Source organism: Micrococcus sp. HMSC067E09 (assembly GCF_001812555.1).
In the GTDB taxonomy this organism is placed as follows: Bacteria; Actinomycetota; Actinomycetes; order Actinomycetales; family Micrococcaceae; genus Micrococcus; species Micrococcus lylae.
This window is the reverse complement of record NZ_KV809452.1, coordinates 180,224-188,720: the sequence shown is the minus strand read 5'-3', so window position 1 is coordinate 188,720 and position 8,497 is coordinate 180,224. Positions and strand designations below refer to the sequence as shown.

The 8,497-nt window shown below is 71.0% G+C and carries 5 protein-coding genes; 3 read left to right on the top strand and 2 right to left on the bottom strand.

Annotated elements, in window-relative coordinates; all coding sequences use genetic code 11:
- Positions 1-220 precede the first annotated feature (220 nt).
- Positions 221-640, bottom strand: a complete 420-nt coding sequence (locus HMPREF2863_RS10260) for a Fur family transcriptional regulator (protein ID WP_070639834.1) — start codon at positions 638-640, stop codon at positions 221-223.
- A 363-nt stretch (positions 641-1,003) separates the two neighbouring features.
- Between HMPREF2863_RS10260 and HMPREF2863_RS10255 the strand changes: the two genes are divergently transcribed.
- Both HMPREF2863_RS10255 and HMPREF2863_RS10250 read left to right on the top strand, forming a co-directional pair.
- On the top strand, positions 1,004-1,846 hold the full coding sequence (locus HMPREF2863_RS10255; protein WP_245232042.1) for a sulfurtransferase: 843 nt from the start codon (positions 1,004-1,006) through the stop codon (positions 1,844-1,846).
- 78 nt (positions 1,847-1,924) lie between these two features.
- On the top strand, positions 1,925-2,356 hold the full coding sequence (locus HMPREF2863_RS10250) for an HIT family protein (RefSeq protein WP_067189139.1): 432 nt from the start codon (positions 1,925-1,927) through the stop codon (positions 2,354-2,356).
- Between the two features lie 197 nt (positions 2,357-2,553).
- Here the strand turns inward: HMPREF2863_RS10250 and hrpA are convergent, their stop codons facing one another.
- A complete protein-coding gene (gene hrpA, locus HMPREF2863_RS10245; protein ID WP_067189152.1) occupies positions 2,554-6,669 on the bottom strand; it encodes an ATP-dependent RNA helicase HrpA in 4,116 nt (1,371 codons plus the stop codon).
- A 151-nt stretch (positions 6,670-6,820) separates the two neighbouring features.
- On the opposite strand from hrpA, the gene putP reads away from it, so the two are divergent.
- Positions 6,821-8,443 (top strand): sodium/proline symporter PutP, encoded by a 1,623-nt coding sequence (putP, locus tag HMPREF2863_RS10240; RefSeq protein WP_067189154.1) that lies wholly within the window; start codon positions 6,821-6,823, stop codon positions 8,441-8,443.
- The last annotated feature ends 54 nt before the right edge of the window (positions 8,444-8,497 follow it).

Below are 8,497 nucleotides of genomic sequence, written 5' to 3'. Positions count from 1 at the left end.
TCGTCGCGAACTGGTCCCGTCCGTCGTCGCCAACTGGTGAGGACACGCCCTCATCGTCCGCCGCGGAGTAGCCTGAGACGGTGTGTCCTCACCAGTACGCGCGAGAGGGTGTGTCCTCACCAGTACGCGCCAGGCTTACGCCCCGCTCTGCAGGGGAAGACGGGCCGAAGCCCCTACAGCCGACGCACCTTCAGCCGAAGCACCTTCAGTCGACGCACCGTCAGGAGGCGGAGCACTCCGCACAGAGACCGGTGACCTCCAGGGTGTGGGACGGCTCGGTGTACCCGTGGTCCCGGGCGACCCGCTGTGCCCACTCCTCCACGTCCGGGGCGGTGATCTCCACGGTCTTCCAGCAGCGGCGGCAGACCAGGTGGTGGTGGTGCTCGTCGGCGACGCAACGGCGGTAGACGGACTCGCCGTCCTCGCGGCGCAGCACGTCCACGCGGCCCTCGTCCAGCTGCTGCTGGAGGGTGCGGTACACGGTGGCCAAGGAGACGCGGTCCCCGGCGTCCTTGAGGTGCTGGTGCAGCTCCTGGGCGGAGACGAAGTCGTCGAGTTCCCCCAGGGCGCGGTCCACGGCCACCTTCTGACGGGTGGTGCGTCCGCGGGGCGCGGTGCCCTGGGGGCCGGTGGTGGTCACGGTGTCTGCCTCCTACAGGCTCACATCGGTGCATCGGGGGACCGGCGGCTGTGCCGGACACAACAGGTGGACGGCGCCGATCCCTGCCTGTCAGCCTAGCAATCCGTGGCTGCCGGGGTTGTGCACAGGCCCTGCCGTGGACCGGAGGCCGGGACTAGAGTGGGAGCCGTGGACAGCCAGAGCAGATCGCACACCGTCGTCGAGTCGGCCGCCCCCGCAGACCCGGCGGGCCCGCCCCTGCTCGTGAGCGTGGAGACGTTGGCGGCGTGGCTGGGCCACGAGATCCCGGGCGGCACCCCTCCGGCGCGTGCGGCCTCTCCCGCCTTCGCCTCCGGGGACGGCCCGGAGGGTGGCCGGGGCGTCGTGCTGCTGGACGTGCGCTGGTCCGTTGCGGCCGGGGGCGCGGACCACGCCGCCTACCTGCGCGGCCACCTCCCCGGAGCCGTGTACGTCTCCATGGACGGTGACCTGGCCGGCCACGGCAGCCCGCAGGACGGCCGCCACCCGCTGCCGACGCCGGCCGACTTCGCCGAGACCGTGCAGCGCTGGGGTGTGGACGACGGTGACACCGTGGTGGTCTACGACGACTGCGGCGGCACCTCCGCCGCCCGCGCATGGTGGCTGCTGCGCCATGCCGGCATCCGCTCCTGCCTGGTGCTCGACGGCGGCCTGGCCGCCTGGCGGGAGGCGGGCCTGGCCCTGCAGGCCGGCGAGGTCATCCCGGCCCCCGGCTCCGCCTGCGCCTCCTGGGGTCGCATGCCGGTGGTGGATGCGGACGGCGCCGAGGCGATCGCCGAGGCGGGCCTGCTGCTGGACGCCCGCGCGCCGGAACGGTATCGCGGCGAGACCGAGCCGCTGGACCCGGCGGCCGGGCACATCCCTCGCGCCGTGAACCTGCCGACCACCGGCAACCTGGACGACGACGGCCGCCTCCTTCCCCAGGAGGACCTCGCCGAGCGCTTCGCCGCCGTCACCGCCGGGGTGGACGAGGACGCCCCGGTGGCCGTGTACTGCGGGTCCGGGGTGACGGCCGCGCACCAGGTGATGGCCATGGCGGCCGCCGGCCTGCACGGGGTGGCGCTGTTCCCCGGCTCGTGGTCTGCTTGGTGCAACGACCCGCACCGACCCGTGGCCACCGGCCCGGAGCCTGCCGGTTCCGTGCCTGACGGCTCTGCCGTCGGCAGCCTCGCACCTCGGAGCCGCTGACGGACCGGACGGAGCACGCCGGCCCCGGAGCATGACCGCACAGATCGAGACACCCGACGACGTCGAAGGAGACACCTCATGTCCGCCACGATCTTCACCCGCATCATCAACGGAGAGATCCCCGGCCGCTTCGTGTGGAGGGACGAGACCTGCGTCGCCTTCCTGGACGTCGCGCCGCTGCAGCCCGGACACGTCCTCGTGGTCCCCGTCGACGAGGTCGACCGCTGGACGGACGCAGACCCGGAGACGGTGGCGCATGTGATGGGCGTGGCCCACACCATCGGCAAGGCGCAGGTGGAGGCCTTCGGAGCCGCCCGCGCCGGCCTCATGGTGGCCGGCTATGAGGTCCCGCACCTGCACGTGCACGTGTGGCCCTCCAACTCGCTGCGGGACTTCGACCTGGACCGGAAGGACCAGAACCCGGACCAGGCGGACCTGGACGAGGCCGCGGAGAAGATCCGTGCCGCCTTGCGCGACGCCGGCCACGGCGAGCGCGTCCCCCAGACCTGAGATGCACCACCACACTGACACTTTCGTTCGTGAAACGGTCGCGTCCTCCCCGGCTTTCGTGCGGGAGAACGTCGGGATCCTGAGGACGGACGACCAGGAACGCACCAGTCGAGGCCACCGACGTCCGCCCACCGCGAGAGGTGGGCGGCCGTCGTCGTTCACGGACAGGACGGGGCACTCGGGCCCGCCTCAGCCGCTCAGGCACCCTTCGCCCGGTTCAGCGCCTGGCGCACGCGCTTCTCGGACACGGACACGGCGGTGTTGAGCTCCTGGGCGAAGAAGGACACCCGCAGCTCCTCGAGCAGCCAGCGCACCGCGTCCAGATCCGCCGGCAGTGGGGTGTCCGGGTATCGGCTCCGGTGCGCCTCCACGGCGGCGTCGAAGTCGTCCTCGAGTCCCTGGACGATCGCCATGTGCTGGCCGTCGCGCTGCAGGTGGCCGCCGGCGTCCAGCTTGGCCAGCCGCGCCTCGATGCCGGCGATGTACCGGGGCAGGTGCTGCAGCTGCTGCCAGCCGGTGGCGGCCACGAAGCCGTCGAAGACGAGCTGGTCCAGGTGCGCCTTCACGTCGGACAGGGCCGGGGCCATCGCCAGGGACACGGACCCCTTGAGACGGCGGCGCACCGCCGCGGCCCCGGAGAGCACCCGCTCCACCAGGGATGTCACCGCGAAGACCGTGTCGATCAGCTCGGCGCGGACGCGGTCGAACAGGGCCCGGAACTCGGCCTCGGAGAAGGGCAGCTCGTCCCCGACGAGCCGGTCCACCGCCGCCGTCGTGCAGTCCGCCACCAGCGAGTCCACGGAGCCGTGGGGGTTCTGGGTGAAGGTCAGCTTCTCCCGGTTGTCCAGGTGGTCCATCACGTAGCGCTGCGGTGAGGGCAGGGTGGCCAGCAACAGCTGGATCACGCCGGCACGGTGCCAGACGGCCTGATCCTCCCGGGAACGCGCCACCGTCAGCCCGGCGGCCGGGGAACCCCTCGGGCCCGGCTCCGGCACGAGCGTGGGATAGCCGGTGATCCGCGGCCCGCCCGGGGCCGAAGCGGTGGACACCTTCCGCTCGAGCGTCCCGAACGACCAGGACGTCAGCCCGTGCAGCTCCTGGAAGGCGGCCGCCGAGCCCTGGGCATCGCGCCCGTCCTTCCCGACGACGGCCCCCTCCCGGGTGCCTGGGCCCGCCGTGCCCCGTCCCCGCCGGCCCTTGCTCTGACCGGCTCCGGGCGTGGGGGCGGCGGTGTCCTTGCCGGACAGGCGTGCGGCGATGGCCGAGCGGTTGGCCGTGGCCAGGCGGGTCTGCAGGTCGGCCAGGTCCTGACCGGCGCCCACCACGGCGCCGCGGTGGTCCACGATCCGGTAGTCCATGCGCAGGTGGTCCGGCACGGCGTCCAGGCGCCAGGCGCCGGGCTCCACGATCTGCCCGCGCAGCCGTCTCACCGCCGTGGACAGCGCCTCCGGCAGGGACTCGGTGCGCGGGTCCGCGTCGGACTCCAGGGCGGCGGCGAGCTCGCGGGCCACGTCCGGGGCCGGGACCAGGTGCTTGCGGGTGGCCTTGGGCAGCGCCTTGATCAGGGCGGTGATGAGCTCGGCTCGCAGGCCGGGCACGAGCCAGGCGAAGCGCTCCGGGTCCATCTGGTTCAGCACCAGCACGTCCAGGGTGACCGTGATGCCGTCGGTGCCGGAGGCTCCGGTGGGGTCGAAGGTGTAGTCCAGGTCCAGTTCGAGCGCGTCCCCGCCGGGCAGCGGGTGCATGAAGGTGGTGGGGAATGCGTCCTGGTCCAGTTCCTCGGCCGCGGTGGTCATCAGCTGGGCGGGGTCGAAGTCCAGCAGGTCCGGGGTCTTGTGGCGCTGCTTCTTCCACCAGGTGTCGAAGTGCCGCTCGGAGACCACGTTCGCGGGCACGCGCTCGTCGTAGAAGGCGAAGAGGTCCTCGTCCGAGACGCGCAGGTCCCGGCGGCGCAGGCGGGCCTCGAGCTCGTCCACCTCGGCCAGGGCCTTCCGGTTGCGGGCGAAGAAGTGGTGACGGGTCTTCCAGTCGCCCTCCACCAGGGCGCGGCGGAGGAACAGCTCGCGGGACAGCACCGGGTCGATCCGGCCGAAGCGCACCATGCGGTCCTGCACCAGCGTCACCCCGAGCAGCGTGACCTTCTCCTGCGCCACCACGGAGCCCTGGCGGCGGGACCAGTGCGGCTCGGAGTAGCTGCGCTTGACCAGCCCGGCGCCGACCTCCTCTGCCCACTCCGGCTCGATCCGCGCCACGGTGCGGGCCCAGAGCCGGGAGGTCTCCACCAGCTCGGCGGCCATCACCAGCGGGTGGCGTTTCTTGAACAGGGCGGAGCCGGGGAACACGGCGAACCGGGTGCCGCGCGGTCCGGCGTACTCCCGGCGCCGCTCGTCGTAGGAGCCGATCTGGGAGAGCAGCCCGGACAGCAGCGCCTTGTGCACGGGTTCGTGCTGGCCCACCGGGTCCACGGGGCCGGCCTGCACGGACACGCCCACCTGCTGGGCGAGCTGGCGCAGCTGTTGGACCAGGTCCTGCCACTCGCGCACGCGCAGGTAGTTGATGTGCTCGGTGCGGCACAGGCGGCGGAACGCGTTGCCGGAGAGCTCCTTCTGCTGCTCACGCAGATAGGCCCAGAGGTTGAGGATCGCCGTGAAGTCCGAGTGCGCGTCCGCGAAGCGGCCGTGCAGCTCGTCCGCCTGCTCTCGCTTCTCGGCGGGGCGCTCGCGCGGGTCCTGGAGGGTGAGGAAGGCGGTCACCACCATGACCTCGCGGACGCAGCCGCGCTCGCCGGCCTCCAGGATCATGCGGCCCAGGCGCGGGTCCACGGGCAGGCGGGCCAGGCGGCGGCCGAGCGGGGTGATGGTCCCGGCCGGGAAGGCGCGGGTCCGCCCGTTCCTCAGGGTGACCGGCTGACCGGTGTTCAGGGCACCGAGTTCGGTGAGGGCGGTGGCGCCGTCGGAGACCTGCCGTCCGTCCGGGGACTGCAGGAACGGGAAGTCCCGCACCTCGCCGGGGGTGGTGGCCACCCCGAGCGAGAGCATCTGCAGGATCACCGAGGCCAGGGAGGTGCGCAGGATCTCCGGGTCTGTGAACTCGGGGCGGGAGAGGAAGTCCTCCTCCGAGTACAGGCGGATCGCGATGCCGTCCGAGGTGCGGCCGGAACGTCCCGAACGCTGGTTCGCAGAGGCCTGGGAGACGCGCTCGATCGGCAGACGCTGGACCTTCGTGCGGTTCGAGTACCGGGAGATGCGGGCGGTGCCGGTGTCGATGACGTACTTGATGCCCGGCACGGTCAGGGACGTCTCCGCCACGTTGGTGGCCAGCACGATCCGGCGCCGCACGCCCTTGCCCGCCCGGGAGAACACACGGTGCTGCTCGGCCATGGACAGGCGGCCGTAGAGCGGCAGGATCTCGGTGCCGGCGAGCGTGGCGTGCCGGGCCACCACGGACTGGAGGGCGTCGGCGGCGTCGCGGATCTCGCGCTCGCCGGGAAGGAACACCAGGATGTCCCCGTCCGGCTCGTCGGCCAGCTCCAGCACGGCGTCGCCGATCGCGTCCACGGGGTCCCGGGTCTCGGCGGCGTCGTCCGCGTCGTCGTACTCGTCGTCCGGGGAGGGCTCGGCCGCCAGCGGCCGATAGCGGATCTGAACCGGGTAGGTGCGTCCGGAGACCTCGATCACCGGGGCGGGCACGACGACGGCCCCCTCCTGGACCTCGACGGTCTGATCCGGATCGTCCTGCTCCGTGGCGGGACGGCCGAAGTGGCGGGCGAAGGACTCGGGGTCGATGGTCGCGGAGGTGACGATGAGCTTCAGGTCCGGGCGCTGCGGCAGGATCTGCTTGAGGTAGCCGAGCAGGAAGTCGATGTTCAGGCTGCGCTCGTGGGCCTCGTCGATGATGATCACGGAGTACCGCTGCAGCAGTGGGTCGTGGGGGATCTCGGCGAGCAGGATGCCGTCCGTCATGACCTTCACGCGGGTGTCCGCGGAGGTGGCCGAGGTGAAGCGGACCTGGTAGCCGACGGTCTGGCCAATGGGCTCCTGCAGCTCCTCGGCGATGCGCTCGGCCACGGAGCGGGCCGCGATGCGGCGCGGCTGGGTGTGGCCGATCGTCCCGTGCTCGTCCAGGCCGAGGGCCAGGCACATCTTGGGCAGCTGGGTGGTCTTGCCGGAGCCGGTCTCGCCGGCGACGATCACCACCTGGTGCTCGGCGATCGCCTCCATGATCTCCTCCCGCCGGGCCGCGACCGGGAGGTGCTCGGGGAAGGTGACCGGGCGCGCGCCGACGGCGGGGGAAGAAGTGGTGGGGTGCGTCATGACGTCGCACAGTCTACGTGGCAGCCTCGAAGGCAGCCGACTGTGTTCCATCTCACAAACCCCTGCTGTGACCAGTCTCCATACTCCCTGAATCTCGCTCTGACCTGGGGTTCCATTGGGGATGAGTGGCTGATTGTGCAACGGTGGAATCATGGACTTGAACACCGTCTTCCTGATAGCGGCGATTCTGCTGTATTTCACGGCGATGATCTTCATCGGCCTGTACGCGGCTCGCCAGAACACCGACCTTGACGACTACATGCTCGCCGGGCGCAACATGAAGCCGTCCGTCGCGGCGCTCTCCGCCGGTGCCTCGGACATGTCCGGCTGGCTGCTGATGGGCCTGCCGGGTGCGATCTACGCCTCCGGTCTCGTTGAAGGCTGGATGGCCATCGGCCTCACCGTCGGCGCCTGGGTGAACTGGAAGGTCGTCGCCCCGCGACTGCGCTCCTACACGGAGGTGTCCGGCGACTCGATCACCATCCCGTCCTTCCTGGAGAACCGCTTCAAGGACCGCACTCACATCCTGCGGATCGTCTCCGGCCTGATCATCCTCGTGTTCTTCACCTTCTACGTCTCCTCCGGCATGGTGGCCGGTGGCAAGTTCGTGGAGTCCACCTTCGGCCCGAACTCCTTCTATGCCGAGGGCCTGGAGATCAACTACCTCACCGGCATGCTCGTGGTCGCCGGCATCACCGTGCTCTACACCCTGTTCGGCGGCTTCCTCGGCGCCTCCCTGACCGACGTCGCCCAGGGCCTGCTGATGTTCGTCTCCCTGCTCCTGGTGCCGATCTTCGTGATCGTGGACATGGGCGGCTGGAACGCCGTGGTCGAGGGCATCCGCGCCGTGGACGCCCAGCCCAACGCCGAGGGCGTGATGGTCGACCACCTGTCCCTGTTCAAGAACGCCACCCTGATCGGCGTCCTGTCCTCCGTGGCCTGGGGCCTGGGCTACTTCGGACAGCCGCACATCATCGTCCGCTTCATGGCGCTGCGCACCCCGCAGGATGCCACCACCGGCCGTCGCGTCGGCGTCAGCTGGATGGCCCTGTCCGTCTTCGGTGCCGTGATGGTGGCGCTGGTGGGCATCGCCTACTTCCAGGCCAACCCCGGCACCACCCTGGATGACACGGAGACCGTGTTCCTGGTCCTGGCCGCGATCCTGTTCCACCCGTTCGTCGCCGGCCTGGTGTTGGCCGCCGTCCTGGCCGCCATCATGTCCACGATCTCCTCGCAGCTGATCGTGTGCTCCTCCGCCCTGGTGGAGGACCTCTACAAGGTGGCCGGCAAGGACCCGTCCCCGAACACCGGCCTGTGGCTCGGCCGCATCGGCGTGCTGATCGTCGCCGTGATCGCCGGCATCCTGGCCCTGAACCCGGAGGCCTCCGTGCTCGAGCTCGTGTCCTTCGCCTGGGCCGGCTTCGGCGCCGCCTTCGGCCCGGTGATCCTCCTGGCGCTGTACTGGGAGAAGTTCACCTCCTGGGGCGCCATGGCCGCCGTGGTCTCCGGTGCCGCCGTCGCCTGGTTCTGGTCCAAGGCCGATGAGAAGACCTGGGAGTGGTTCGGCCTCTACGAGATCGTCCCCGGCTTCCTGACCGCTCTGATCCTCGGTGTGGTGGTGTCCCTGTTCACCCAGCGCTCCCGCCAGGTGAACGAGGAGATCAACCGCGAGTTCACCGGCGCCATCGACATCGTCGCCGGCAACGAGGTGACTGCCGCCGACCTGAAGGCCACCACGGCCGAGGGCGGCTCCAGCGCCGCTCCGACCGTCTGATCGCCTGACGCACACGAAGGGCCCCGCCGGATTCCGATCCGGCGGGGCCCTTCG